The sequence below is a fragment of the Daejeonella rubra genome (genome assembly GCF_900103545.1).
GTDB classification, from domain to species: Bacteria; Bacteroidota; Bacteroidia; order Sphingobacteriales; family Sphingobacteriaceae; genus Daejeonella; species Daejeonella rubra.
The window spans coordinates 1-25813 of the sequence record NZ_FNHH01000025.1; the positions used below are offsets into that span (position 1 = coordinate 1).

The following is a 25813-nucleotide window of genomic DNA, read 5'->3' on the forward strand; positions in this document are numbered from 1 at the left end:
TACATCAATATACTGATTATCAATATATTATGCAAATTAACTTGTATATTTATTCCATAAAAAAGAGGCTGTCCTTTTGAGACAGCCTCTTTTTTTATTTATAGTCTTTTTTATTTGAGATTTGATATTAAGAAATAAAGTTCAGATATCGTCTTAACTTTTCTGGATCTTAACACAATTGTAATTTTTTCGACTAATTTTGAATGAAGCCTGATAAAATGGGTCAAAGGATATGCGAATAAGTTTTCATGGTGCCGCAAGAAATGTTACAGGAAGTAAACACTTGCTTACTCTGGATAATGGCACAAAGATTTTATTGGATTGCGGTATGTTTCAGGGTATGGGTGAAGAGACTGATGCCCTCAATGAGCATTTCGGATTTAATCCTGCTGAGGTTAATTATTTGATACTAAGTCATGCACATATTGATCATAGCGGATTGATACCTCGCCTGGTTGCCCAGGGATTTAAAGGAGAAATTTATTGTACTGCAGCTACAATGGATCTGGTCCGAATTTTACTGATGGATTCAGCTAAAATTCAACAGCAGGATTCAGAGTATAGCAATAAACACCGGGTCCGTAAAGGCCTGCCATTGTTGAAGCCATTATATACTGAAGACGATGCAATTGCTTGTTTGCGGCAATTCCGGATAGTGAAATATAATACTGAACTGCAAATTAATGAAGATATTAAGTTTGAACTGACTGATGTAGGGCATATTATTGGTAGTGCAGCCGTTCATTTGACCATAAATGAAAATGGAAAAACAAGCCGCCTAACTTTTAGTGGTGATGTTGGTCGCTATGGTGATCTGATCCTGAAATCACCTGAAACATTTGCACAGTCAGACTATATTCTTTTGGAGTCAACCTATGGAGATAGCCTGCATCAGGATGCAGAACCTGCTGAGGAATTACTGAAAGAGATCATTTATCAAACCTGCATCTTGCGTCAAGGCAAGGTGATCATTCCTGCATTTAGTGTTGGCCGTACGCAGGAATTACTTTATTCATTGAACCACCTTGAAGAAAGAGGAATTCTGCCGGATGTAAAATATTATGTAGATAGTCCTTTATCAATAAAGGCGACCAATGTTGTGAAAAGTCACCCTGAGAATTTTAATAAGCATGTTCAGGATGTCATGCTGCATGATGATGATCCCTTTAATTTTGAAAAATTAACCTTTATCCAGGATACTAGCGCCTCAAAGGCATTAAATATTGATCCTGATCCATGTGTTATAATTTCTGCTTCCGGAATGGCAGAGGCCGGAAGGGTTAAACACCACATCAAGAATAATATATCTGATGAAAAAAATACAATTTTGATGGTTGGTTATTGTGAGCCCAATTCTTTGGGAGGACGATTAATGGCGGGATATACTTCTGTTTCTATATTCGGTGAAGAGTATGCCGTCAAAGCTGAAGTCAGAACTATACGCTCAATGAGCGCACATGGAGATTATGAAGATCTCCTGAAATTTATTGCATGTCAGGATCCGTCAAAAGTGAAGAAGTTGTTCCTGGTTCATGGAGAATATAATGTCCAGGAAGCATTCAAAGAGAAGATCCTGGAAAAGGGATTCACTTCTGTAGAGATCCCGGAAAGACATCAGGAATTTATTCTTGAATAAAATCAGTATTGTTTTCATATTTATCAGAAATTAACCTACTTATTTATCACATGAAATATTTTTTATCCTTCATTCTAATTGCATCAGGTCTTAACAGCTGGTCGCAAACCTCAATTATCAGGCAGGATCAGCAGATCAAAACAATGGTTGAAGAGGTTTCTTCTCAAAATATAGAGGCTATTGTCAGGAAACTGGTGAGCTTTCAGACTCGTCATAGCATGAGCGATACTGTAAGCAACACTATCGGCATTGGGGCAGCCCGTAACTGGATAAAATCAGAACTTGGACGTTATTCTGCTGCCTCAGGAGGCAGACTTAAAGTTGAGTTTGATACATTCACCCAGGCTGCTGACGGAAGGAGGATAGCTACACCTACGGTAATGAAAAATGTATTAGGCATTCTTCCCGGAACAGACCCTGCAGATGACCGTGTATTTATTGTATCTGGTCATTATGATTCGAGGGCATCCGATGTAAATGATTCTAAAATATTTGCACCCGGTGCAAATGATGATGCATCAGGAACCGCTGCTGCTATGGAACTGGCCAGGGTAATGAGCAAGTTTAAGTTTAATTGCACGCTAATCTTTGTGGCCATGGTTGCCGAGGAACAAGGCTTATATGGAGCTGCCAATCTTGCAAAACGTGCAAAAGCAGAAGGTTGGAATGTTGCTGGCATGATCACTAATGATATTGTTGGTAATACTTATGGTATTGAAACCGGTTTAAAGGATAATAACAGTGTCAGGATATTCAGTGAAGGAGTATCGGTTGTAGAAAGCACTGAAGAAGCAGCCCGCCGGGCGAGTACAGGATCTGAGAATGATGGTAATGCAAGGCAGTTTGCAAGATATTTTAAGGAAATAGGTGAGCGGTATGTAAATCAGTTAGATGTTAAGCTGATCTATCGTCGCGACAGATATCTTCGTGGTGGTGATCATACACCCTTTTCTCAGCTTGGTTTTGCAGGAATCAGGATAACTGAAATGAATGAAAACTTTGATCGTCAGCACCAGACAGTACGCAAAGAAAACGGCACTGATTATGGTGATCTGCCTGATTTTGTAGATTATGAATATACCCGTAAAGTTACCCGTATGAATCTGGCTTCCTTAGCTAACCTGGCACTGGCTCCAAGAGAACCACTAAAGGTAGGTATCGTAACAAGTGGCCTGACAAATAAAACTGAACTTAGGTGGGAAATTCCTGCAGGTGAAAAACCTGTTGGGTATTATGTCGTAATGAGAGAAACAAGCAGCCCTCTTTGGGAAAAGAAATTCTTTGTCACTGATACAAAAGCTATTCTCAACTATTCAAAGGATAATTATTACTTTGGTGTACAGTCAGTTGATAGCGACGGGCATGAAAGTCTGGTTGTGATTCCCCGTTCAGTACGTTAATTATTTAACACTTCTGTTTCTGATCACAAAATAGCCAATAACAAAGGTTACAGTAGCAACTGCCAGACTAAACCATATTTCTTTGCTCATCAGATCAAAGGTCATTTGCTGATTCTTATTGTTTAGGACCTGTTTCATGATACTGTTTATTGCAAGCATAGGATGAGTGTACGGAATAGTAAATGCATATTTCCAACCTAAATTGGCTGTAATTATTCCAAACACTGTTAGTAATAGTCCAATACCCATTGGTTTCAGGAAATCAGCCCACAATAAACTGAACAGAAACTGGATTGATAAAATACCGGTGGAAGCCAGAAAAAGCTTCATATGCAGTTTGAAAAGGGTCCCCGCGAAACTGAATTCATTGAATTTTAACTCTGGTTTAAGCAAGTCAAGTATAATTCCCGACGCTAATATGAATGTGGCAAATAAGGTCAGGCACAAAGCGTTTAAAAATAATGCATAAACAAATTTAGCCGAGTATATACTCCATTTAGGAATAGGCAATGAAAAGAGGCTTTTCCACATTTCTGCCTTGTGTTCAATATTATTGATTGAAAAGGATTGAAATATGATAAGCAATGGTAAGAGTAAGCTGCCCATAACTCCAATAAACGCACCGCTAAATCTCATCCACTGCATTTCAGCAGAGTGGTTAACCATTTTATGGGCATTTAAATAAAATCCTGCAGAGACCATTAAACAAAGAGCCAGGGGTAACAGGATTGCTGACAAAAAGGCCAGTGTTTTGCGGGTTTTATAGAACTCAGACTGTAATGAAAGTATGAACCCCTGCATAAATTTTTATTGAGTGATAGAAAGAAATAAATTTTCCAGATTTTCCTGGCTCTGACTTAAACTATAAACTTTATGATTGTTTCTTACGAGTAGACTATTAATTTCAGCATTTTGCTCCTTTGATATGTATGGCGTATAGAGTATTTCAGCTAAAAGGTCTGTAGGATATCCGTTTTCTGATAATAGTACCTTTGCTTTAACAGGGTCACTTGCCTGAATCAGGATCTGTTTCTTACTTATTTTGTGAAGTTCTTCTAAACTTCCCTGGAATACTAGTTTACCGCGATTAATGATTCCGAGATGAGTAACCATTTTTTCAACTTCAGAAAGCATATGACTTGAAATGAAAACAGTTTTCCCCATTTCTGACACTAGTTTCCTTAGTAAGTTTCTTACATCAATAATTCCATTGGGGTCTAAACCATTAGTTGGTTCATCCAGAATTAGTAATTCTGGATCTGGTAAGAGTGCTAATCCAATGCCAAGCCTCTGCTTCATCCCTAAAGAATATTTACCTGCTTTCTTGTCTGCACTTTCTGTCAGGTCAACTAGTTTCAGTATTTCACCCACTCTGATTTTGGGAATCTGAAGGAGTCGGGCTCTGTTAATTAAATTCTCTCTGCCTGATAAGTGATGATATATTGCCGGCTGTTCAATAAGTGATCCTATCTTTGAAAGGATCTCGATTCGGTTCTTGCTGAATTCTTTACCAAAGAGATATACCTTATCTGAATCTGAATGCAACAGATTAAGCAATATTTTAATTGTTGTTGTTTTACCTGCTCCATTGGGGCCAAGGAATCCATAAATACTGCCAGCCTCAACCCTCAGAGATACGTTGTCCAATACCTGATTAATACCGAAATGGTAAGACAGGCTTTTAGTTTCAACGATCTGGTCAGGCACAATTAATTATTTAATCGCAGTTTGGATTATGGTCCTGATCGATGGTACCTGTAATTTTAAGCTAGCATTTTGCTTCTCAGCAGGAATTTCATTGTTTACACTTAATGCAAGAATTCCAATAAGAAAGAACAATGGCACTAACAACATGATGAATGGAGAAATACAGTTCGTCAACTTTTTCATATTACCTGATTTTGATTAAACAAAGAAATACCTAATAAATCTCATCCTGAAATGTATTAGACCAAGCTGCTTATTTATAAGACAAACTGTACTTTTTTCCTCTCTAAAGTTTAATAGCCTATATTGGGCGGTTGGCAGATTGCTTTTGCCTGTTGGTCGAAACTAATGCCCTCAGACAGTCTGAAATAATACTTTTAGGTTATGAATAAGTTGAAGCAAATAGTTCTTCATGCAATTGTTTGGATAGCAATTGTGCTGTTCTTTATGTATATGGCAAGTAATGGCAGGATTGTCCAATCAACCGTTGTGATTTTTGTTTATTTCGGATTTATAAATATTTCTCTTTTTTATATTAATTATCTTTTCATTCTGCCTACTTTTCTGAACCGGAAGAAATATTTATGGTGCGCCCTTGCTATGGTACTCCTGGTAATTGTTTCAGCTTTTATTAAATGCGGACTCGCTTATTATTTTTATGATATTGTAATAAAGAGGGATGGTGGCAAACATATTATGGACTTCTGGGATTATTACGCCAGTGCTGCGTTTGTTAGCTGTTTCTTTATCTTCCTTAGTACAGTATTGAAATTCATGCTGGATTGGTTCCTGAATGAGAAAGTTAAAAGTCATCTGGAAAACGAAAAGCTAATCGCGGAGCTTGCATTTTTGAAATCTCAAATAAACCCTCATTTTTTATTTAACTCCTTAAATAATATCTATTCTCTTGCCTATCAGAAAGCTGAGAAAACACCTGAAGCTATATTAAAGCTTTCCGAGATCATGAGATACATGCTTTATGAAAGCAATGTTGATAAGGTAGCACTCTCTGACGAAATCAGGTACCTTGAAAATTATATTGAACTTCAAAAGCTAAGATTTAAAGACAATATTTACATAAGATTTGAAGTAAATGGCGATCCTCAGGGGCTTAAGATTACCCCACTTGTGCTGATCTCTTTTGTGGAAAATGCCTTCAAGCATGGGATTGCAACAGATATTGAAAATCCGATAAGCATTATCCTGAATCTTTCAGCTGGTAAGCTTTTCTTTCAGGTAATTAATAAAAAAAGTACAATGAATAAGGATATTACAGGTGGGATTGGTTTGCAGAATGTGCAAAGGCGATTAGACTTATTGTATAAGGACCAGTATCGTCTGCATATTGATGACAGGAATGATGTATATAATTGTGAATTATATCTAAATTTATAAAATGATACGTTGTCTGGTTGTTGACGATGAGCCTCTTGCTCTGGATATTTTAGAAGATTATATCAGTAAGGTTCCGTTTTTGACCCTTGTAAAGACCACAACCAGTGCTATTGAGGGCTTGTCGCTTGTCCAAAGTGATGCCATTGATCTGGTTTTTCTTGATGTACAGATGCCTGAACTTACCGGTATACAGTTTTTAAAGATCATAAACGGGAAGTGTGATGTGATACTTACTACAGCGTATTCTCAATATGCACTTGATGGATATGAACTTGATGTGGTGGATTATCTGCTTAAGCCAATCGCATTTGATCGATTTTATAAAGCTGCACAAAAAGTGCTTCAGAATTCGGGTAATACTAATTCTTCAGCACCTGAAGTACTTCCTGCTCAGAAAAACCATGATTTCATTTTTGTAAAAACTGAACATAAGATCCAGAAGATCTACCTTGATGATATATTATACATTGAGGGCCTTAAGGATTATATCTCAATTTTTACCAAATCTGAAAGGATAATCACCTTGCAGAATATGAAAAAAATGGAAGAATCTTTGCCCTCAAAATCTTTTATCAGGGTACATAAATCATATATAATTGCTCTCGGCAAGATTGAAAGCATAGAGCGTAGCCGGATACAGATTGGTGAAAAGATAATACCAATTGGAGATACCTACCGTGAGTATTTTTTCAAGCAGATAGAAGATAAAAATATTGGATAAATAATCTTTGGAATTTATTTCAATGCTTCTTTTATAGCTTCTTCTGCCGCAGCTACAATTTCTTCCATTGTTTTCTTTTCCGGTTCTATTGGCTCAAGTACTTCCCAGGTTATTTTTTGTCCGGCACTTAATGGAAATTTCCCATATTGAACCAGCTTCCATGATCCGTTAATTGCAATAGGTACGATCAGAGCATTAGGTACTTTTTTCAATAATGTAGCTACCCCACCAATAGCAAAAGGTTTTAATTGCCCATTTTTTGCTCTTGTTCCTTCCGGAAAAATAACGGTAGACCAGTTGAATTTTTGCATGCGTTCAGCCAGTTTAAAAATTTCGGAAACTGCTTGCTTACTGTCTTTCCTGTCAATATTGGCCCCGCCTCCGTACTTCAGATTGAATGAGATGCTCGGAATACCTTTTGTCAGTTCTATTTTTGAAATGAACTTTGCATGATACCTTCTTAGAAACCAGATAAGTGCAGGTATATCATACATGCTCTGATGATTTGCAATAAAGATGATTGGCCTGTCTGTTGGTAAATCGTAGGGGTTTTTGAAGATTATTCTGCTTCCCATTATAAAATAGGTACCCAAAAGAAAGAAATTTAAAAGATCAACAGATTTTTTATGTCCTTCCTGACCTCCCAATTTTAAACATACCCATTGTACAGGGTGGAACAAACAAAGAAAAAGTCCGAATAGAAGATAGTGTATTGGAGTGAGGATATAGCCAAATAGTTTATTCATGAGTATCTAATTAACCTCGTGCAATTATTTTCTAATTTAATTATAATGAGTTAAAGTGCGTGATCTTCACTTTTAAAATGGCAGCCACACTTAAAGAGTCAGTTATTTCTCCAGTTAATACCATTTCATAGGCTTCCAAAAATGGTATTTTTCTAATAATAAGCTGTTCACTTTCTTCTGGGTTTGATTCTCCAAAGCTTAGATCCTGCGCAAGAAATATAATACCTGTTTCATCACTCACAGAATTAGAAAGGTGTATCCGCTGAATTTCTGTCCATGAAATTGCCTCAATACCTGTTTCTTCGAGTAATTCCCGTTTTGCTGAGGTCAGTGGATCAATATTTTCAGGTCCGCCGCCTTCAGGAATTTCCCAGCTATATGCTTTCAAAGGATAGCGATACTGACCAACGAGCCACGTATTATTAGCATCATCCAATACGATTACACCTATTGCCAGATTTTTGAAATGAACTTCTCCGTAAATACCCTTTCCTCCACCCGGATTTATTACCTGATGCTCTGTTAAACTGATCCAGGGATTGTCGTATATCTTTTTACTGGAAAGTGTTTGCCAGGGGTTAATGTCTTGCTCTTTCATCAATACAATATTAAAAAAAAAGCCTTCTTTCTACAAAGAAAGAAGGCTTTCAGATATAAGAATAACGATTAAGCTAAATTGAAAGCTTTTTTAACCTGATCCGTAAAATCAAGCTTTTCCCAAGTAAACAACTCAACATCTACAGTTTTTGATTCTCCGTTCGAACCATTAAATGTTTTCGTTACAACTTCATTTATTCTGCCCATATGTCCATATGCTGCAGTTTCAGAATAGATCGGATTACGAAGTTTTAAACGGGTTTCAATACCGTAAGGTGTCATGTCAAAAAGCGAAGATATTTTTTGTGCGATCTCACCATCGGTGAAATCAACATTTGCAGTACCGTAAGTATCTACAAAAATACCCATTGGATCTTTAACACCGATCGCATAGGATACCTGAACAAGTATCTCACTGCAAACACCTGCCGCAACAAGATTTTTAGCAATATGTCGTGTTGCATAAGCTGCAGAACGATCCACTTTGGAAGGGTCTTTTCCAGAGAATGCGCCGCCACCGTGTGCGCCTTTTCCACCGTAGGTATCAACAATGATCTTACGACCAGTTAATCCAGTGTCACCATGGGGACCACCGATCACGAATTTACCTGTAGGATTGATATGGTACTTTATAGCATCAGTAAATAAAGTCTGAAGTTCAGGTTTAAGCTGTGCTTTAATTCTTGGAATTAATATTGAAACAATATCCTGCTGGATCTTTTTCTGCATATTTTCTTCTGAATCGAAGTCGTCATGCTGAGTAGATACTACAATGGCATCGATGCGAACTGGCTTATGATCATCACTGTATTCAATGGTTACCTGTGACTTAGCATCAGGACGAAGATACTTGATAGATGAGTTTTCTCTTCTTAGGATTGCCAGCTCTGTTAAGATCTTATGAGCCAGATCCAATGCCAGTGGCATATAGTTATCAGTCTCATTGGTGGCATAACCAAACATCATACCCTGATCTCCGGCACCCTGATCTTGTTTATTTACACGGTCAACACCCTGATTGATATCTGCTGACTGCTCATGGATTGCTGAAATAACACCGCATGAATCTGCTTCGAACATATATTCGGATTTTGTGTATCCAATTTTACGAATTACATCACGAGCAATTTTTTGAGCATCTAAATAAACCTGAGATTTTACTTCTCCGGCTAATACAACAAGGCCGGTAGTGACTAATGTCTCACAGGCAACTTTTGAATCTGGATCCCAGGCTAAAAAATTATCGATTAAAGCGTCTGATATCTGATCAGCTACCTTGTCAGGATGTCCTTCTGATACAGATTCTGAGGTAAATAAATAAGGCATAGAGTTTTTATTAAATATTAAATATTCTAGACTGTTAACAATAATGCAGGAAAGTGGGGATAGTATTGATCGGAGTAAAAATCGGCAGAATGTTTTAGCACTTTTTTTTACGTGGTTGCAATCAACGCAAATCGATCCACTTTTTTGCATAGCAAAAGTAGGATAAATATTATGTTCTAAAAAATTTAAGAGTATTTTTGATGTTAAAATCTAAATTAACTTGAAAAGAAAAATTTTATTCGTTATCAATCCGATTTCAGGAGGAAAGACCAAATATAATTTTCCAGAAAAGATTGATAAATATCTGGATAAGAGCAAATTTGATTCTGAATGTGTCTTTACGGAATATCATGGTCATGGATCTCTTCTTGCAGCTGAAGCGCTCAGAAATGGAGTAGATATTCTGGTTGCAGTGGGAGGTGATGGTACAATAAATGAGGTAGCATCTGAAGTTGAGGGAACAAATAAGTTAATGGGAATAATACCATTTGGATCAGGGAATGGGCTGGCCAGATCTTTGGGGATTCCAATTGGTGATGTGCAAGCTATAAAAAGAATAAATAAACTTCATATTAGTAAAATCGATTCAGGCACATTTAACGGCAGGAAATTTTTTAATATGGCAGGAATTGGATTTGATGCTCAGATTAGTTCACGTTTTGCTGAAAATGTAAAGCGCGGTCTTAGCAGCTATGTTAAGATAGCTTTCTCAGAAGTTTCCAATTATCATTCTCAGCATTATAGTCTTACGATAGATGGAAAAGAATATGAGCATCAGGCCTTTATGATTAGCATTGCTAATTCATCTCAGTATGGTAACAACGCACATATTTCTCCTTTCGCCTCTCTGAATGATGGTATGCTGGATATTTGTATCCTAAAACCATTCCCTCTTTATATATTTCCTGCATTAGTGCTTAGAATGTTCAGAAAGACTACACATAAATCAAACTACCTGGAGATAATTCAGGGCAGAAAGATCATTATTACAAGAGAGAGCTCTGCAGCAGTTCATCTGGATGGAGATCCGTTTAATATGGGAACAATCCTGAGTATCGGAGTAAATCCACATTCTTTAAATATTCTTAATTAATTTATGTCTAAAAAGAATAAAAATTTTCTGGGGGTTGTATTTTCCACGGATCCTGACTTTGGGTATATTTCTGATGATTCTGAACCCCTGGAAACTCTGGAGCCCCGCCTCCAAGATCTGAGAGTTCAGCTCGACAGGAAACAACGCGGCGGTAAAGCAGTTACACTGGTTACCGGTTTTATTGGAACTAAGGAAGATCTTGAGATTCTGGGGAAAAAGTTAAAGCAAAAATGTGGAGTTGGCGGGACTGCCAAAGATGCCGAAATTATAATTCAGGGAGATTTTCGTGAAAAGGTCATGACATTGCTCCTGGCAGAAGGGTTTAAAGTAAAAAAAATCGGCGCTTAATAATTCAAAATATATATATATTAACTAATTGATTATTAATTAATTATGTCTTAGTGTCTTAATTACGTTCAGCTTCTTTTCAACATTATTTTATTTTTATTTATGCCTCAATAGGCATTATTTTTGATAAAAAAATCCGATAATGAAATGAACAGCATGAGGTTATCAAAAAGCAATCCAGACCTTCATTATCTAAATCTTGATAATGCAAAATTAATCAACTACCAATTATCGCCATCTGAATTAATCGAAATTGCTATCTGCAACGGAGAAGCATATTTAGCAGATAGTGGTGCACTTGCAGCCGATACAGGTGAATTTACCGGACGTTCACCTCGTGATCGTTTCATCGTATGCGATAAAATCACAGAAGAATCAGTTTGGTGGGGTGATATTAATATCAAGTTCAGTGAACTGGAATTTGATTCATTATTTATCAAAGTGACCCAATATCTTACTGAAAGGAAAATTTATGTGAGGGACGCTTATGCCTGTGCCAGTGAGGAATTCAGGTTGAATATCAGGGTAGTTACAGAAACTGCCTATCAAAACCTATTCGCAAACAACTTGTTTCTAAGGCCCGCGCACGTTGATCCGGCTTCAAGACCTGAATGGACGATTATTGCGGCTCCCGGATTTAAAGCGAATCCTGAAATTGATGGAACCAGGCAGGCTAACTTCTGTATCATTAATTTTACAAGACAAATTATTCTGATTGGAGGTACCGGGTACACTGGCGAGATTAAAAAAGGAATATTCTCAGTCCTTAATTTTATTTTACCTCACCAGCATAATGTTCTTTCTATGCATTGCTCTGCAAATATTGGTGCAGAGGGAGATACTGCAATATTTTTTGGTTTGTCAGGAACGGGTAAGACAACCCTTTCTGCCGATCCGGATCGGAGACTAATAGGTGATGATGAACATGGATGGAGTAAAAACAGTGTTTTTAATTTTGAAGGAGGATGTTATGCAAAGTGTGTGGATCTTAGTCCGGAGAAGGAACCTCAAATTTATAAGGCAATACGCTATGGTTCATTGTTAGAGAATATCAATTTTATTGAGGGAACCAGGACTGTTGATTTTAATAATATTGAAAAAACTGAGAACACGAGAGTAGCATATCCTATCAATTTTATAGATAATGCTTTTATTCCTTCTGTAGCTTCCGGTCCGAAAAACATCTTTTTTCTCACGGCTGATGCTTTTGGTGTATTACCTCCAATTTCACGGCTAAGTCCTGCTCAGGCAATGTATCATTTTATCTCAGGTTATACAGCTAAAGTAGCTGGAACTGAGGCTGGTATCAATGAGCCGCAGGTAACGTTCTCTGCGTGTTTTGGCAAGGCCTTTTTGCCCTTGCATCCTACAAAATATGCCGAACTTTTGGGTCGGAATATCGAACGGTATGGGGTTAATGTATGGCTTATTAATACCGGATGGACTGGTGGGGAATATGGTACCGGGACCAGAATGAAACTTTCTTATACCAGAGCTATGATAGCAGCAGCATTAAATGGTAGCTTGCAGGATGTAAAGTTTGAAGAGCATCCATTATTTGGATTGGCAATGCCTTTAACTTGTCCGGGTGTTCCTTCTGAAATTTTAAATCCAAGAAACACATGGAAAGACAAACAAGCCTATGACCTTAAGGCAGCAGGCTTGGTAGAAGCATTTGTATCAAATTTTAAACAATATTCAAAATATACTGATAATGAGTTACTTATGGATGAATCGAGGGTAAATGTGAATGCTTAAATTTTTAAAATCATGAGGTAAATTTGCATTTGCAATAAAAAATAGTTTTTATTGTAAAATGATTGCCGGATTTTGAAGGCGATCTTCTTTTAGAAAGGCATAGTTCTTGCTTAATTCTAGGGATGGCTTTGACAGGATTGAATTAATAAATTCACAAATAGTTTTTTATTAAGTCGAAAATTATATTTTTGTTAACCTTTAAGTATCAGGGTTACAGAAATATTATTTAGTTATATATTTAACACACATTATATTTAACATATTAAACAAGCAGTACCAAATAAAAATCAATTAACTTCTATTATTTAATCAACAACTAAAAACTAAATTTTAAAAAAATGGCGAACGCACCAAAACCAACAACAGCTAAGAAAGAGAGCTCTGGTTCAAGCATTTTTGCAAGTCTATCTATTGTGATGTGTATTCTTGTCGGAGTACTGTTATGGAAATTCGTAATGGGAGATCCTGCTAATTTTGAAGGTGGAGATCCTGAGAACGGTCACCCACTACCAGGTAACTACTTCGGAATGGTTTACAAAGGAGGATATGTTGTACCAGTACTGATGGGTTTATTCCTTATGGTGATCGTATTTTCATTCGAGCGTTTCTTTGTTATCGGAAAAGCTACAGGTAAAGGGAACATTGATTTATTTGTAAAGAAAGTACAAAGTTTTATCGGTGCTGGAAACATTGATTCAGCTATTGCTGAGTGCGATAAACAAGAAGGTTCTGTTGCAAATGTGATCAAATCTGGTTTGAAGAAATACAAAGAAATGGAAGTTGAACCTAAAATGGATACTGAGCAAAAATGTCTGGCTATTCAAAAGGATATTGAAGAAGCTACCGCTTTGGAAATGCCAATGTTAGAACAAAACTTAACTGTAATTGCAACTTTGGTATCAATTGGTACCCTGACTGGCCTGTTAGGTACAGTAACAGGTATGATCAAGGCCTTCGCGGCTTTATCAACTGCAGGCTCACCGGATCAGGCAGCTCTTGCAAATGGTATTTCTGAAGCATTGATCAATACTGCAACTGGTATCGCTACTTCTACTGTTGCGATCATCATGTATAATATATTCACTTCTAAAATTGATAAATTGACATATGCAATTGATGAGGCAGGCTTCTCTATTGTTCAAACTTACGCCAGTACTCATAAATAATAGGTTTTGAAAAATTTATTCCGGGTTTATGGAAAACCCGGAATATTTTCATCTCTATAATAAATCGTATTAATTTAAAATAAGCAATGTCTAGAATTAAAGTTGCCAGAAAAAGTACGGCTATCGACATGACAGCAATGTGTGACGTGTCCTTTTTGTTGCTTACCTTCTTTATCCTTACAGCAACAGCCCGTCAGCCTGAACCTCTTCCTGTTGATACCCCTGCATCAACAGTAAAGTTTAAATTGCCTGATTTGGATATAGCAACACTGACTATTGGTCAGAAAGGTAAAGTGTTTTTTGGAGTACCGGGTCAACCTATCCGCAAGCGGACTCTTGAATTGATGGGCGAAAAGTACCAGATCCAGTTTACCGATGAGGAAAAGACCCGTTTTTCAGTAATGGAAAGTTTTGGGGTTCCAATAGGAAACCTAAAGCAGATCATCATGTTAAAAGGAGATGAACGTAATGCAGCCGGGCTACAGCCTGGAATTCCTACAGATTCAGTAGGTCAGCGTCCATCCGAATTGCACGACTGGCTTTTATCAGCACGTTATGCAACGAAAGAACTTAATAATGTTGATATGCGTGTCAGTATTAAAGGTGATTCAGGGGAAGAATATCCTTCCATCAAGAAAATATTGGGAATCCTTCAGGATCAGAATATTAACAAATTTAGTCTGATCACCTCTCTGAGGGCAGACGAGAAGTAATTCGTATAATAAATATAAAACGCGATGGCAGAATTAGATACCTCCGGCGGGGGTAAGAATAAAGGCGGGAAAGTAAGAAGTAAGAAGCAATCAACACGTGTAGATTTAACTGCAATGGTGGATTTGGCTTTCCTTCTGATTACCTTCTTCATGCTTACCACTACGCTGGCTAAACCTCAGGCAATGGATTTAGCCATGCCTGATAAGGAAAAAGACGATCAGCAGGAATTAACAGTTGCTGATAACAGAACAATGACTATACTTTTAGGGGATAATAATCGCCTGGAATGGTATATGGGACTTGTTGATAAGCCTCTAACTCCTCCTCAGGTTGATAATTATGGAAGGAATGGCATCAGAAAAGCTTTGATCGAAAATGCTAAAAAGGTTATTGCAACTACTGGTGATCCAAGTAAAGGATTAATCGTTTTGATCAAACCTAGTGATCAGTCAAATTATAGAAATTTTGTAGATATCCTTGATGAAATGAAAGTTTCAAACATAGATAGGTACGCGATCGTTGAGATCTCTGAACCGGATATCGCTTTATTAAAGCGTGATGGCCTCTACAAATAGTTATATTAAACAATTATTAACCCTTTAAAGAATTAAATATGTTAGGGTCTAAAATAGATTTATTCAAACCGGAATGGCTGGATGTTGTGTTCGCCGGGAGAAATAAAAACTATGGTGCTTATGATTTAAGGAAAGATAATTCCAAAACCACAAGTCGCGCAGTTCTTATTGGTTCAATACTTTTTATTATAGTGGTTTCATTACCATTAATTATTAGGTATATATCCGGAATATTGCCAGAGGATGAAAAGGTAAAGATTACAGAAGTTGTTCTCGCACCTCCTCCTCCAATTAACAAAGAAGAGCTTCCACCGCCTCCTCCTGAACCTCCTAAACCAAAGATCGATCAGATCAAATTTCCTCCTCCGGTAGTTGTACCAGCAGAAGAAGTTAGAGATGAAGAGCCACCAACAATTGAAGAATTGAAAGTTGCTGATCCTGGTCAGAAGACTATTGAGGGTGATCCAAATGCAGACATCGTTATCGATGAACCAGTTGGCGAAGCTCCAAAAGAAGCTGAAGTTACTGAGGATAATAGCATCAAGGATTTTGCAAGTGTAGAAGTTCTTCCTGAATTTACAGGGGGTATGGCTGGATGGGGAAAATATCTTCAGAAAAATTTGAAGTATCCTCCAATGGCTCGTGAAAATAACATTACAGGTCGCGTTATTATGAGTTTCGTTGTTGAGAAAAATGGACAACTTACTGATATTAAGGTACTTCGTGGTATTGGGGGCGGTTGTGATGAAGAAGCGATCCGGGTATTGAAAAATGCACCAGCCTGGAAGCCAGGTATTCAAAATGGTCGCCCTGTAAGGGTTGCCTATACAATGCCTATTTTCTTCCAGTTGGCAGGTCAATAGTATTGATGTCTTTTTCTGAACAGGAACAGAACAAACAGAAATCGCCCGCAAAGCGATTTCTGTTTATTTTAGGGCTGGGGATGTTTGCCCTTTATTTTGCCTTAGGAGTAGCTATTATTTTCTGGAAAGATTTTCCTATTGATCTTTCCTTTGGATATAGATTAGCATTTGCCATACTATTGATTGTTTATTCATTTATCAGATTTGTACGTTTACTTCGTTCTTAGTACTAAATGTTATGAAAGTGTTGCAGATCTTACTTTATTTAGCAGTTCCATTTGTGTTAGTTTCCTGCCAGAGCAAACCTTTGGAACAGCAAACATATACAAGTGGTAAAGAGCAGATATTGGTTGACGAGTCATTTGCTCCGATAATTGAAGATCAGGCTTACCTTTTTGAAAGTACATATTCAGGTGCAAAACTTGATCTGGTAATGAAATCTGAAAATGAATTATTAAATTTGTTTTTAAGTGATAGTATTCAGGTTGCGATAGTATCAAGACTTTTAAATGCAGAGGAAACAAAGCATTTTGAATCAAAAAACATTAAAGTCCGGATAAATCGATTTGCTATTGATGGAATTGCCCTTATAACACACAATTCATCAAAATACGCAAATGCAGATGTTTCAGATATTATTAAGATCTTAAAGGGTGAGGCTTCATCTTTAGAGAGTTTAGTCTTTGACAATGCAAATTCTAGTACGGTAAGGTACTTTAAGGAACTTGCAGCTATTGAGGTTCTTCCTGCGGCAGGTATTTATGCTCTGAAATCAAACTCGGATGTTATTAAATATGTGAATGATAATCCCGGATCAATTGGAGTTGTAGGTGTCAACTGGATGGTACAACCACCGGTTCAACTAGAGAAAACCGTTGCGGAATTAAAAATATTGGGTGTTAAGAATATAAGTGGTCAGCCAGGTTCGGATGCCTATTATAAACCTACCCAAAATGATATCGCATTAGGAATGTATCCACTGACAAGGTCATTATATGTTATAAATTGTGAGGGTGGTGCAGGTTTGGGCACAGGTTTTGCATCATTCATAGCAGGTGAACGAGGACAGAGGATTGTACTAAAATCGGGACTTTTGCCTGATAGTATTCCTTCTCGTGAGATAAATATTGTAAATTAAATTATATTAAAATGATGAACAAGGCAATTAAGATAACCCTGGGTTTTATATTAGTAGGTTCGGCAGTTTTTGCTCAGAGTTTAACTGATGCCAGAAAGGCCATTGATGCTGAGCAGTATCAAAAAGGTAAGGCTATATTAAACACTTTAACAAGTACTCAGCCAACTAATCCCGAGAACTTTTTTTATTTAGGTAATTTATATCTAACAACGTCACCAATTTACATCAGACCTGACTATATCGACTCTGCCAAAACGGCATTTAATAAGGGTATAGCTGCTAATGTTGAATTCCCGCTGAATTATGTAGGTTTAGGAGCTATTGAGCTTGCAAAAAAGGGTAACCCTAGGGCAAACTTTGATAAAGCAATTTCACTCACTAAAAAGAAGGATCATGTCACAGACCTTTATATTGGGAGAGCGTATGTTAATGCGCCAGTACCAATGATCGCTGAAGGGATGGTTCATCTAAATAAAGCAAAGGTTCTGAACGAAAAGGATGCTCAGCTATATCTGGTATTAGGTGATGCATATCGTTCTGAAATGAAAAATAGTGAAGCATTCAGTGCCTATAGAACAGCATTCGATCTGGATAAAACTTTTTTAAGGTCAAAAGTTGAACTGGGGAAGATCAATAAGATGTCAAAAGCGTTTCCTGAGGCTATTGAAGAGTTTAACAGTGTAATTGCATTAGATGCAAATTATGGTCCTGCATATCGTGAACTGGCTGAGTCTTATTATCAGTGGGCCTGGACATCACAAAAAGAATATGATGGTCGTATTAAGCAAGCTTTGCAGTATTACGAAAAATACATGGATCTAACTGACCGTTCATTAGATTCCCGTTTGCGTCATGCTGACTTTTTATACCTTACAAAAGACTTTAAAGCTCTTGAAGCTGAAGCTAATGAAATGGCTAAGTTAGATAAGGTTAACCCAAGGGTTTTACGCTATTTGGCCTATTCTGCTTTTGAGAATGGAAATTTTATGGCAAGTTCTCAGGCTTTAAAGGATTTTATATCCAAAGTTGAGCCAAGCCGTTTGATCTCACAGGATTATCTTTATTTAGGCAGAGCTCAAATGAAGGATACTACCATGTTTGTAGAAGGTTTGGCGAATATTAACAAGGCAGTTGAACTTGATTCTACCAATGCCGCTGTTATGAGTGAGATTGGTCAGGCTTTATACAAAGGGAAAAAGTATGTTGAAGCTGCCCAGGCTTATGAAGTAGCAATAAAGAATCCTGAAAGAGCTTTACTTGATTATTACTATTTAGGAATGTCTTACTACTTTAACTATGGTGCTCAGAAGGCTGCAAATCTAAATCCAACAAAGGATCTTTTGGTAAAAGCAGATACTGCTTTCAGTTTTCTGGTACAACGCTCCCCAACTACTCAGGCGGGATGGCAGTACAGAGGAAGGATCAACCGTTTGATGGATGATGAAAATGACAGTCAGGGTTTAGCAGTTCCTTTTTATGAAACATATGTTAAGCTGGTAACTATTGATAAGCCTGAACTGGCTGCTAAAAGTACTGCAGGTTTGATCGAAGCGTATAACTACCTTGGATCTGTAGCTGCTAGAAAAGATGGAAATACAGCCAAGGCAAAGGAATATTTTGATAAAGTTCTTGTTCTTGACCCCTCAAATGCCACAGCTACTCAGGCCATTGCAGCCATTAGTGGTAGTAATTAGTAAGTAAAATATATTATTAAAGAGAAGTCCCTGAACATTGTTTAGGGGCTTCTTTTTTTTTATATTTGCATCGTAATATTTAAAAATGGAAGCACAAAGTACATCACTCAGTTATCTGCCTATTATATTTCAGATAATTGTGGCTCTAGGATTTGTAGTTCTGACAATGACTATTACCCATTTGGTTGGGCCGAAACGTAAAACCGCTGATAAACTGGTTGCATTCGAATCCGGAATTAAATCTGTTGGTAACGCCCGTCAGCCATTTTCTATTAAATATTTCTTAGTCGCAATATTATTTGTTCTTTTTGATATAGAGGTAATTTTCATGTATCCATGGGCTGTAAATTTCAGAGAATTTGGAGTTAATGGTCTGATTGAGATGTTCATATTTATGGGAACACTTTTACTTGGATTTATTTATATAATTAAAAAGAAAGCACTGGACTGGGAGTAGCATTTAGACTGGTTCTAAATAATGGTTTAAACAATTGAAAACATTAAATTTCTTAAATTTGGGCTCATTTTAGACTTGTCTGAACTGGGCTTTTTCTTTTGAAAGATTATGAGTGAAGTAAAAATAGTTGAAGCACCTCCGGGTATTGAGGGATCGGGTTTCTTTGCAACATCAATGGATAAGGTGGTCGGACTGGCAAGGTCTCACTCCTTGTGGCCATTGCCTTTTGCAACTTCCTGTTGTGGTATAGAGTTCATGGCTACCATGGGATCGCACTATGATTTTGCTCGTTTTGGATCAGAAAGACCAAGTTTTTCGCCACGTCAGGCAGATCTTCTGATGGTAATGGGTACTATTGCCAAGAAAATGGGACCTGTTTTAAAGCAGGTTTATCTTCAGATGGCAGAGCCCCGATGGGTAATTGCAGTAGGTGCATGTGCAAGTAGTGGTGGTATATTTGATACCTACTCAGTAATGCAAGGAATTGATGAGATCATCCCCGTTGATGTTTATGTACCTGGTTGTCCTCCAAGACCAGAAGCGATCATTGATGGCTTCAATAAGATACAGGAACTTGTAAAGAATGAATCCCTTCGCAGAAGAGAATCACCAGAGTATAAAGAATTATTAGGCAGATACGGAATCCAGTAATGGGCAAACTAAGCAACCAGCAAGTCGTACAAAGTTTAACTTCAAAGTTTGGGGATAGAATTTCTGTTCCAAATGAGCCATTTGGTTTACTGACATTTGAAACTTCGGTCGGCAATATCAGCGAAGTACTACGATTCCTCAAGGAGGATAAAGAACTTAAATTTAATTACCTGACCGATATTACCGGAATTCATTTCCCGGAGCAGGAACTTTCAATTGGTGTTATTTATCACCTGCACAGCCTGTCAAATAATATTCGTGTCAGAATAAAAGTTTTTCTTGATGGAATGGCTCCGCATATTCCAACTGCAACATCCTTATGGGAAGGCGCAAACTGGATGGAACGTGAATCTTATGATTTTTTCGGAATTATTTTCGATGGCCACCCAAACCTGATAAGAATTTTAAATGTTGATGATATGACAGTTTTCCCGATGCGAAGAGAGCATCCGCTGGAAGACCCAAATCGTGTTGATAAAAAGGATTATTTCTTCGGAAGATGACGAATCACCCCATATTTACAGATAACGACCCTCAAAAAGAAACGATCACGTTAAATCTTGGTCCTACCCATCCGGCAACGCATGGAGTTTTCCAGAATATTTTGGAAATGGACGGAGAAAGAATCGTAAGTGGTGTTTCTACGATAGGTTATATACATCGTGCGTTTGAAAAAATTGCTGAACATCGCCCCTTTTACCAGATAACACCTTTAACAGATCGTATGAACTATTGTTCATCCCCTATTAATAATATGGGATGGCATATGACCGTTGAAAAACTACTTGGCATCGAAACTCCCAAAAGAGTTGATTATCTGAGAGTAATTGTCATGGAACTTGCCCGTATTTCAGATCACCTGATTTGTAATGGGATTTTAGGTGTTGATACCGGCGCATTTACCGGCTTCCTGTATTTGATGGAAGAGAGAGAGCATATTTATGAGATCTATGAGGAAATATGTGGCGCTCGTCTAACCACTAACATCGGTCGTATTGGTGGTTTTGAACGTGATTTCAATGATATCGCATTTGCGAAGATCAAGCAGTTTCTGGTAAAATTCCCGCCTATACTCAAAGAATTTGAAATTTTATTTAATCGTAACAGGATCTTCATTGAGCGTACTTCTGGCGTTGGGGCAGTAGATCCTGAAACAGCGCTTAATTATAGCTGGAGCGGACCTATTTTGCGTGCCACAGGTGTAGATTATGATGTACGTGTAAACGAACCTTATTCATCCTATCAGGATTTTGATTTTGATATTCCGGTTGGTACAAGCGGAGATGTTTATGATCGTTATATCGTTCGTAACGAGGAAATGTGGCAGAGCTTAAGGATCATTGAGCAAGCACTTCAAAAGATTGAAAAAGAACCGAAAGGTGTTTTTCATGCCGATGTTCCTGAATTTTACCTTCCTCCAAAAGAAGAAGTTTATAATAATATGGAAGCGTTGATCTATCATTTCAAAATTGTAATGGGAGAGATCGATACTCCAAAAACTGAAGTCTACCATGCCGTTGAAGGTGGAAATGGAGAATTAGGTTTTTATCTGGTGAATGATGGAGGCAGATCGCCTTATCGTTTGCATTTCAGAAGACCTAGCTTTATAAACTACCAGATGTATGCGCCAATGAGTGCAGGTATGTTATTATCAGATGCCATTATCAATATGAGTAGCTTGAACGTAATTGCAGGAGAATTAGATGCTTAGTGTAACTGAACATAAAGAAATTGAATTTTCGGCAGACTTGATCAGCAAGTTTGAGGAAATTGTAACGCGTTATCCTGAAGGAAAACAAAAATCAGCGTTATTGCCTGTCCTGCATCTTGTGCAGGCTGAATATGGCTGGGTTAGTCCTGAAGCAATGGAAAAAGTTGCAGATTTTCTTCAGATCCAAGCCATTGAGGTTTATGAAGTAGCAACATTCTATACAATGTTCTTTCTTCGTCCTCAGGGTAAGTTTGTCCTTGAAGTATGCCGTACCGGACCTTGCTGCCTTGTAGGAGCTGAGAAGATCATGACTCATATTGAAAAGACATTAGGTGTGAAGGAAGGTGAAGTTACTGCAGATGGTAATTTCAGTTGGAGAGGGGTAGAATGTTTAGCAGCCTGTGGAATGGCTCCTGTTTTACAGATCGGACCTGAATATACTTTTTATGAGAATTTAACAGAAGAGAGTGTTGATAAATTGATAGAAAATTTAAAGAATAAGATATGAGTAAACAGATGAGAGACAGAAGTTTGGAACTTATTTCATTCGAATATCTCACATCTTTCATCTCAGATCTCACATCAAAATAAGAATGGCTCGCAAGTTATTATTAGAGAATATAAATGTACCAGGAATTCATACTTTCGATGTTTATCGTCAGAATGGAGGATATCGTGCGGTAGAAAAAGCTTTGAAAACCATGACACCGGATGCTGTGGTTGAAGAGGTTAAAACATCCGGATTACGCGGACGTGGAGGCGCTGGTTTCCCTACAGGCATGAAGTGGAGCTTTTTGGCTAAGCCAGAAGGCAGAGAGCGTTATCTGGTATGTAATGCGGATGAATCTGAGCCTGGTACTTTTAAGGATCGTTATCTGATGACTCACATTCCTCATCTATTGATCGAGGGAATGATCGTTGCCAGTTTTGCCCTTGGTGCAAAAACATCCTATATCTATGTTCGTGGTGAAATGATGCCCCAGATCAGGATACTGGAAAGAGCAATTGCTGAAGCTAAAAATGCCGGGTTTCTGGGGAAAAATATACTTGGATCCGGATATGATCTTGAATTATATGTTCAGCCAGGTGGTGGAGCCTATATTTGTGGTGAAGAAACTGCCTTGATCGAATCACTGGAAGGTAAACGTGGTAATCCGAGGATCAAACCACCTTTCCCGGCAATCTCAGGTGTATGGGCATGTCCTACTGTTGTTAATAATGTTGAAACTATAGCAGCAGTAGTTCCGATCATAAATGATGGAGGTGAAGAATATTCAAAAATCGGAAATGGTAGAAGTACAGGTACAAAACTTATCTCCGCTTCGGGTAATCTTAATAAGCCAGGTGTTTACGAAATAGAACTTGGGCTTCCGGTTGAAGAATTCATATATTCTGAAGAATATTGTGGTGGAATAGCCAATGGAAAGAGATTGAAGGCAGTTGTGGCGGGAGGATCTTCCGTTCCGATTTTGCCAGCCAACCTGATCCTGAAAACAATCAATGGTCAGCCACGTTTAATGAGTTATGAGTCACTATCTGATGGTGGTTTTCAAACTGGCTCCATGCTGGGCTCAGGTGGTTTTATTGCTTTTGATGAAGATCAGTGTATTGTTAGAAATACCTGGAATTTTTCCCGTTTTTACCATCATGAAAGCTGCGGACAATGTTCGCCATGTCGTGAAGGTACTGGATGGATGGAAAAGGTACTTCATAGTTTGGAGAATGGACATGGTAAAATGAGTGATATCGACCTTTTAGTTGATGTTTCTAAGAAAATAGAAGGCAATACGATTTGTCCTTTGGGAGATGCTGCCGCCTGGCCAGTTGCCAGTGCGATTCGTCATTTCAGAGATGAATTTGAATGGCATGTTACTAATCCAAAGGAAGTTATGGAACATAATTATGGTTTGGCGAAATATGCTGATCCACTGCCAAAACTGGAAGAGGTTGCAAGTCAAAATTAAAAATTAAAAAGTCAAAAATTTGGACGGAAAGCCCTTTGATATTAAGCACAGGTTTTGAATTTTAAACAATGAGCGATAAAGTTAAAGTAACAATAGATGGTATAACGGTTGAAGTAGAACCGGGTACAAGTATTCTCAATGCTGCTCGTCAGATAGGGGGAGATATTGTGCCGCCTGCTATGTGCTATTATTCTAAACTTGAAGGAAGTGGTGGTAAATGCCGTACCTGTCTGGTAAAAGTGAGCAAAGGTTCTGAAAAGGATCCGCGTCCAATGCCAAAGCTGGTAGCATCTTGCAGAACCGGAGTGATGGATGGAATGGAAGTGCAGAATATTACTTCACCTGAAGTTATAGAAGCGCGTAAGGGAGTTGTTGAGATGCTTCTAATCAATCATCCTCTGGATTGTCCGGTTTGTGATCAGGCTGGTGAATGTCATTTGCAGGATCTGTCTTATGAGCATGGTGTTGCTGATACCAGATATGAATTTGATCGTCGTACTTTCGAGAGAATAGACATTGGTGATAAGATTCAATTGCACATGACACGCTGCATTTTATGCTACAGATGTGTTTACGTTGCAGATCAGATCACGGATAACCGTGTTCATGGTATTTTGGGCCGTGGAGATGCTTCCGAAATATCAACCTACATTGAGAAAGCTATTGATAATGATTTTTCAGGGAACGTAATTGATGTTTGTCCGGTAGGTGCTTTAACTGATAAAACTTTCCGCTTTAAAAACCGCGTTTGGTTTACTAAACCGGTAGATGCTCATCGTGATTGCCCGAAATGTAAGGGTAAAGTAACACTTTGGTATAAAGGCGAAGAGGTATTAAGAGTAACAGGACGTAAAGATCAGTTTGGTGAAGTAGAAGACTTTATATGTAATACCTGCCGTTTTGATACTAAAAATACAAGTGATTGGGTAATTGAGGGTCCACGTCATATTTCGCATACTTCAGTAATTTCCTCCAATCACTATGAGATGACTCCTTTGCCAGTGATCAAGGATAATCCAATATTGATTGAAGCCAATAAAATTGAATTTGACAGAGCAACTAAGGTTTAATGGAACTAGCATTTATAATTGAAAAATTCGTTTTAGTAACGGTCATATTTCTGATCAGTTTAACTGTAGCAGCATATTCTACACTTGCTGAAAGAAAAATAGCCGGGTACTTACAAGATAGGGTAGGTCCAAACAGAGCCGGTCCCGGAGGTATGTTCCAGCCATTGGCAGATGGATTAAAGATGTTCTTCAAGGAAGAGATCATACCAACAGATTCAAGTAAAGCACTTTTTATTCTGGGGCCATCACTTGCATTATTAACTTCTTTAATTGGAAGTGCCGTAATTCCTTGGGGTGAAAGTATACAGATAGCTGACCGTCTGGTTAGTTTACAGATTGCTGATGTCAATGTTGGAATACTCTATATTTTCGGGGTGGTTTCACTTGGTGTATATGGAATTATGATCGGTGGATGGGCTTCCAATAATAAGTTTTCGCTTATGGGAGCTATCAGAGCAGCTTCACAAAGTATCAGTTATGAAATTCCGATGGGTTTGTCGATCATCGCATTATTGATGGCTACCAATACGCTGAGTATGAAAGAGATTGCCGAGCAGCAGCATGGTATGAACTGGAATATATTCTATCAGCCACTTGGTTTCATTATTTTCATGGTTTGTTCTTTTGCTGAAACAAATAGAACACCATTTGATTTGCCGGAATGTGAAACAGAGCTAGTAGGCGGTTATCACACAGAATATTCAGGATTTAAGATGGGAGCATTCATGTTCGCTGAATATCTGAATATGTTCCTTGCTTCAGCAGTAATGTCAACTCTTTACTTTGGGGGTTATAACTATCCGGGAATGGATTGGGTGAATAGTATGCTTGGCCCCTTGTTTGGTCCTTTGGTAGGAATGGCTGTATTGTTACTTAAGATCTTTGCTTTCATATTCTTTTTCATGTGGGTGAGGTGGACAGTTCCTCGTTTCAGATATGATCAGCTTATGAATCTGGGCTGGAAAGTATTGATTCCTTTGGCAATTGCAAACATTGTCATAACAGGAATTGTGATTACAATTTTTGACAAACTATAACTCGTCTGTTATTTTAACATTCAGATTGATAAATTTAAAAAAACCC

At 37.9% G+C, this 25813-nt stretch carries 28 protein-coding genes; 22 read left to right on the forward strand and 6 right to left on the reverse strand.

Translation table 11 applies throughout. The features are described 5' to 3' along the window. Nucleotides 1–232 precede the first annotated feature (232 nt). Together BLR27_RS14430 and BLR27_RS14435 are read left to right on the forward strand one after the other, a co-directional pair. Nucleotides 233–1636: an MBL fold metallo-hydrolase RNA specificity domain-containing protein gene (locus BLR27_RS14430; RefSeq protein WP_090706045.1), complete on the forward strand. Its 1404-nt coding sequence runs from the start codon at nucleotides 233–235 to the stop codon at nucleotides 1634–1636. Between the two features lie 50 nt (nucleotides 1637–1686). Beyond that, the gene (locus tag BLR27_RS14435; RefSeq protein ID WP_090706047.1) at nucleotides 1687–3036 is read left to right on the forward strand and encodes a M20/M25/M40 family metallo-hydrolase; all 1350 of its coding nucleotides are present in this window, start codon (nucleotides 1687–1689) and stop codon (nucleotides 3034–3036) included. Here BLR27_RS14435 and BLR27_RS14440 read toward each other — a convergent pair whose 3' ends face one another. From BLR27_RS14440 to BLR27_RS18565, 3 genes are read right to left on the reverse strand one after another with little or no spacing between them, the layout of a single operon-like run. Beyond that, nucleotides 3037–3837 (reverse strand): ABC transporter permease, encoded by an 801-nt coding sequence (locus BLR27_RS14440; protein WP_090706048.1) that lies wholly within the window; start codon nucleotides 3835–3837, stop codon nucleotides 3037–3039. Nucleotides 3838–3843: 6 nt separating this feature from the next. After that, nucleotides 3844–4743 (reverse strand): ABC transporter ATP-binding protein, encoded by a 900-nt coding sequence (locus BLR27_RS14445; protein ID WP_090706050.1) that lies wholly within the window; start codon nucleotides 4741–4743, stop codon nucleotides 3844–3846. Between the two features lie 6 nt (nucleotides 4744–4749). Next, on the reverse strand, nucleotides 4750–4926 hold the full coding sequence (locus BLR27_RS18565; RefSeq protein WP_176767713.1) for a hypothetical protein: 177 nt from the start codon (nucleotides 4924–4926) through the stop codon (nucleotides 4750–4752). A 201-nt stretch (nucleotides 4927–5127) separates the two neighbouring features. On the opposite strand from BLR27_RS18565, the gene BLR27_RS14450 reads away from it, so the two are divergent. Together BLR27_RS14450 and BLR27_RS14455 are read left to right on the forward strand one after the other, a co-directional pair. Beyond that, nucleotides 5128–6138, forward strand: coding sequence for a sensor histidine kinase (locus BLR27_RS14450; protein ID WP_090706051.1), 1011 nt, complete (start codon nucleotides 5128–5130; stop codon nucleotides 6136–6138). Between the two features lies 1 nt (nucleotide 6139). Next, nucleotides 6140–6859: a LytR/AlgR family response regulator transcription factor gene (locus tag BLR27_RS14455; RefSeq protein WP_090706053.1), complete on the forward strand. Its 720-nt coding sequence runs from the start codon at nucleotides 6140–6142 to the stop codon at nucleotides 6857–6859. 14 nt (nucleotides 6860–6873) lie between these two features. Here BLR27_RS14455 and BLR27_RS14460 read toward each other — a convergent pair whose 3' ends face one another. From BLR27_RS14460 to metK, 3 genes are all read right to left on the reverse strand, one after another. Next, nucleotides 6874–7605: a lysophospholipid acyltransferase family protein gene (locus tag BLR27_RS14460; protein WP_090706054.1), complete on the reverse strand. Its 732-nt coding sequence runs from the start codon at nucleotides 7603–7605 to the stop codon at nucleotides 6874–6876. Between the two features lie 40 nt (nucleotides 7606–7645). Next, on the reverse strand, nucleotides 7646–8203 hold the full coding sequence (locus BLR27_RS14465; protein WP_090706056.1) for an NUDIX domain-containing protein: 558 nt from the start codon (nucleotides 8201–8203) through the stop codon (nucleotides 7646–7648). Between the two features lie 68 nt (nucleotides 8204–8271). Continuing rightward, nucleotides 8272–9528 carry a methionine adenosyltransferase gene (gene metK, locus BLR27_RS14470; protein WP_090706057.1) on the reverse strand — a complete coding sequence of 419 codons (1257 nt, stop codon included), beginning with the start codon at nucleotides 9526–9528 and terminating at the stop codon, nucleotides 8272–8274. Nucleotides 9529–9748: 220 nt separating this feature from the next. On the opposite strand from metK, the gene BLR27_RS14475 reads away from it, so the two are divergent. From BLR27_RS14475 to nuoH, 18 genes are all read left to right on the forward strand, one after another. Further along, nucleotides 9749–10621: a diacylglycerol/lipid kinase family protein gene (locus BLR27_RS14475; RefSeq protein WP_245704530.1), complete on the forward strand. Its 873-nt coding sequence runs from the start codon at nucleotides 9749–9751 to the stop codon at nucleotides 10619–10621. A gap of 3 nt (nucleotides 10622–10624) precedes the next feature. Further along, nucleotides 10625–10969, forward strand: coding sequence for a translation initiation factor (locus tag BLR27_RS14480; protein WP_090706061.1), 345 nt, complete (start codon nucleotides 10625–10627; stop codon nucleotides 10967–10969). A gap of 156 nt (nucleotides 10970–11125) precedes the next feature. After that, entirely contained in the window at nucleotides 11126–12727 is a 1602-nt protein-coding gene (pckA, locus tag BLR27_RS14485; protein ID WP_090706142.1) for a phosphoenolpyruvate carboxykinase (ATP), read from the forward strand. Nucleotides 12728–13065: 338 nt separating this feature from the next. Continuing rightward, nucleotides 13066–13893 carry a MotA/TolQ/ExbB proton channel family protein gene (locus tag BLR27_RS14490; RefSeq protein WP_090706063.1) on the forward strand — a complete coding sequence of 276 codons (828 nt, stop codon included), beginning with the start codon at nucleotides 13066–13068 and terminating at the stop codon, nucleotides 13891–13893. Between the two features lie 86 nt (nucleotides 13894–13979). Then, on the forward strand, nucleotides 13980–14606 hold the full coding sequence (locus BLR27_RS14495; protein WP_090706065.1) for an ExbD/TolR family protein: 627 nt from the start codon (nucleotides 13980–13982) through the stop codon (nucleotides 14604–14606). Nucleotides 14607–14630: 24 nt separating this feature from the next. Further along, nucleotides 14631–15182: an ExbD/TolR family protein gene (locus BLR27_RS14500; protein WP_090706066.1), complete on the forward strand. Its 552-nt coding sequence runs from the start codon at nucleotides 14631–14633 to the stop codon at nucleotides 15180–15182. A gap of 38 nt (nucleotides 15183–15220) precedes the next feature. Further along, nucleotides 15221–16045 carry an energy transducer TonB gene (locus BLR27_RS14505; RefSeq protein WP_090706068.1) on the forward strand — a complete coding sequence of 275 codons (825 nt, stop codon included), beginning with the start codon at nucleotides 15221–15223 and terminating at the stop codon, nucleotides 16043–16045. A 5-nt stretch (nucleotides 16046–16050) separates the two neighbouring features. After that, entirely contained in the window at nucleotides 16051–16272 is a 222-nt protein-coding gene (locus BLR27_RS14510; RefSeq protein WP_090706070.1) for a hypothetical protein, read from the forward strand. An 11-nt stretch (nucleotides 16273–16283) separates the two neighbouring features. Further along, nucleotides 16284–17183 (forward strand): PstS family phosphate ABC transporter substrate-binding protein, encoded by a 900-nt coding sequence (locus tag BLR27_RS14515; protein ID WP_090706072.1) that lies wholly within the window; start codon nucleotides 16284–16286, stop codon nucleotides 17181–17183. Nucleotides 17184–17194: 11 nt separating this feature from the next. Then, entirely contained in the window at nucleotides 17195–18877 is a 1683-nt protein-coding gene (locus tag BLR27_RS14520; protein WP_090706074.1) for a tetratricopeptide repeat protein, read from the forward strand. Between the two features lie 85 nt (nucleotides 18878–18962). Beyond that, the gene (locus BLR27_RS14525; protein ID WP_090706076.1) at nucleotides 18963–19334 is read left to right on the forward strand and encodes an NADH-quinone oxidoreductase subunit A; all 372 of its coding nucleotides are present in this window, start codon (nucleotides 18963–18965) and stop codon (nucleotides 19332–19334) included. 108 nt (nucleotides 19335–19442) lie between these two features. Beyond that, nucleotides 19443–19985 carry an NADH-quinone oxidoreductase subunit B gene (locus BLR27_RS14530; RefSeq protein WP_090706078.1) on the forward strand — a complete coding sequence of 181 codons (543 nt, stop codon included), beginning with the start codon at nucleotides 19443–19445 and terminating at the stop codon, nucleotides 19983–19985. Beyond that, nucleotides 19985–20488, forward strand: a complete 504-nt coding sequence (locus BLR27_RS14535; RefSeq protein ID WP_090706080.1) for an NADH-quinone oxidoreductase subunit C — start codon at nucleotides 19985–19987, stop codon at nucleotides 20486–20488. The genes BLR27_RS14530 and BLR27_RS14535 overlap by 1 nt, the downstream gene beginning before the upstream one ends. After that, the gene (locus tag BLR27_RS14540; protein ID WP_090706082.1) at nucleotides 20485–21696 is read left to right on the forward strand and encodes an NADH-quinone oxidoreductase subunit D; all 1212 of its coding nucleotides are present in this window, start codon (nucleotides 20485–20487) and stop codon (nucleotides 21694–21696) included. The genes BLR27_RS14535 and BLR27_RS14540 overlap by 4 nt, the downstream gene beginning before the upstream one ends. Beyond that, on the forward strand, nucleotides 21689–22204 hold the full coding sequence (locus BLR27_RS14545; protein ID WP_090706084.1) for an NADH-quinone oxidoreductase subunit NuoE family protein: 516 nt from the start codon (nucleotides 21689–21691) through the stop codon (nucleotides 22202–22204). The genes BLR27_RS14540 and BLR27_RS14545 overlap by 8 nt, the downstream gene beginning before the upstream one ends. Before the next feature lie 85 nt (nucleotides 22205–22289). Beyond that, the gene (gene nuoF / locus BLR27_RS14550) at nucleotides 22290–23660 is read left to right on the forward strand and encodes an NADH-quinone oxidoreductase subunit NuoF (protein ID WP_090706086.1); all 1371 of its coding nucleotides are present in this window, start codon (nucleotides 22290–22292) and stop codon (nucleotides 23658–23660) included. A 68-nt stretch (nucleotides 23661–23728) separates the two neighbouring features. Beyond that, a complete protein-coding gene (locus BLR27_RS14555; RefSeq protein WP_090706088.1) occupies nucleotides 23729–24730 on the forward strand; it encodes a 2Fe-2S iron-sulfur cluster-binding protein in 1002 nt (333 codons plus the stop codon). Beyond that, nucleotides 24730–25767, forward strand: a complete 1038-nt coding sequence (nuoH, locus tag BLR27_RS14560; protein ID WP_090706089.1) for an NADH-quinone oxidoreductase subunit NuoH — start codon at nucleotides 24730–24732, stop codon at nucleotides 25765–25767. Before BLR27_RS14555 ends, nuoH begins: the two co-directional genes overlap by 1 nt. The last annotated feature ends 46 nt before the right edge of the window (nucleotides 25768–25813 follow it).

Coding starts and splice junctions, on each gene's coding strand:
- BLR27_RS14530 (WP_090706078.1), top strand. CDS start 19,443: ATGAGTGAAGTAAAAATAGTTGAAGCACCTCCGGGTATTGAGGGATCG.
- BLR27_RS14455 (WP_090706053.1), top strand. CDS start 6,140: ATGATACGTTGTCTGGTTGTTGACGATGAGCCTCTTGCTCTGGATATT.
- pckA (WP_090706142.1), top strand. CDS start 11,126: ATGAGGTTATCAAAAAGCAATCCAGACCTTCATTATCTAAATCTTGAT.
- BLR27_RS14520 (WP_090706074.1), top strand. CDS start 17,195: ATGATGAACAAGGCAATTAAGATAACCCTGGGTTTTATATTAGTAGGT.
- BLR27_RS14500 (WP_090706066.1), top strand. CDS start 14,631: ATGGCAGAATTAGATACCTCCGGCGGGGGTAAGAATAAAGGCGGGAAA.
- BLR27_RS14525 (WP_090706076.1), top strand. CDS start 18,963: ATGGAAGCACAAAGTACATCACTCAGTTATCTGCCTATTATATTTCAG.
- BLR27_RS14460 (WP_090706054.1), bottom strand. CDS start 7,605: ATGAATAAACTATTTGGCTATATCCTCACTCCAATACACTATCTTCTA.
- nuoH (WP_090706089.1), top strand. CDS start 24,730: ATGGAACTAGCATTTATAATTGAAAAATTCGTTTTAGTAACGGTCATA.
- BLR27_RS14515 (WP_090706072.1), top strand. CDS start 16,284: ATGAAAGTGTTGCAGATCTTACTTTATTTAGCAGTTCCATTTGTGTTA.
- BLR27_RS14490 (WP_090706063.1), top strand. CDS start 13,066: ATGGCGAACGCACCAAAACCAACAACAGCTAAGAAAGAGAGCTCTGGT.
- BLR27_RS14535 (WP_090706080.1), top strand. CDS start 19,985: ATGGGCAAACTAAGCAACCAGCAAGTCGTACAAAGTTTAACTTCAAAG.
- BLR27_RS14435 (WP_090706047.1), top strand. CDS start 1,687: ATGAAATATTTTTTATCCTTCATTCTAATTGCATCAGGTCTTAACAGC.
- BLR27_RS14545 (WP_090706084.1), top strand. CDS start 21,689: ATGCTTAGTGTAACTGAACATAAAGAAATTGAATTTTCGGCAGACTTG.
- BLR27_RS14510 (WP_090706070.1), top strand. CDS start 16,051: ATGTCTTTTTCTGAACAGGAACAGAACAAACAGAAATCGCCCGCAAAG.
- BLR27_RS14430 (WP_090706045.1), top strand. CDS start 233: ATGCGAATAAGTTTTCATGGTGCCGCAAGAAATGTTACAGGAAGTAAA.
- BLR27_RS18565 (WP_176767713.1), bottom strand. CDS start 4,926: ATGAAAAAGTTGACGAACTGTATTTCTCCATTCATCATGTTGTTAGTG.
- BLR27_RS14450 (WP_090706051.1), top strand. CDS start 5,128: ATGAATAAGTTGAAGCAAATAGTTCTTCATGCAATTGTTTGGATAGCA.
- BLR27_RS14465 (WP_090706056.1), bottom strand. CDS start 8,203: ATGAAAGAGCAAGACATTAACCCCTGGCAAACACTTTCCAGTAAAAAG.
- BLR27_RS14540 (WP_090706082.1), top strand. CDS start 20,485: ATGACGAATCACCCCATATTTACAGATAACGACCCTCAAAAAGAAACG.
- nuoF (WP_090706086.1), top strand. CDS start 22,290: ATGGCTCGCAAGTTATTATTAGAGAATATAAATGTACCAGGAATTCAT.
- BLR27_RS14555 (WP_090706088.1), top strand. CDS start 23,729: ATGAGCGATAAAGTTAAAGTAACAATAGATGGTATAACGGTTGAAGTA.
- BLR27_RS14440 (WP_090706048.1), bottom strand. CDS start 3,837: ATGCAGGGGTTCATACTTTCATTACAGTCTGAGTTCTATAAAACCCGC.
- BLR27_RS14495 (WP_090706065.1), top strand. CDS start 13,980: ATGTCTAGAATTAAAGTTGCCAGAAAAAGTACGGCTATCGACATGACA.
- BLR27_RS14480 (WP_090706061.1), top strand. CDS start 10,625: ATGTCTAAAAAGAATAAAAATTTTCTGGGGGTTGTATTTTCCACGGAT.
- BLR27_RS14505 (WP_090706068.1), top strand. CDS start 15,221: ATGTTAGGGTCTAAAATAGATTTATTCAAACCGGAATGGCTGGATGTT.
- metK (WP_090706057.1), bottom strand. CDS start 9,528: ATGCCTTATTTATTTACCTCAGAATCTGTATCAGAAGGACATCCTGAC.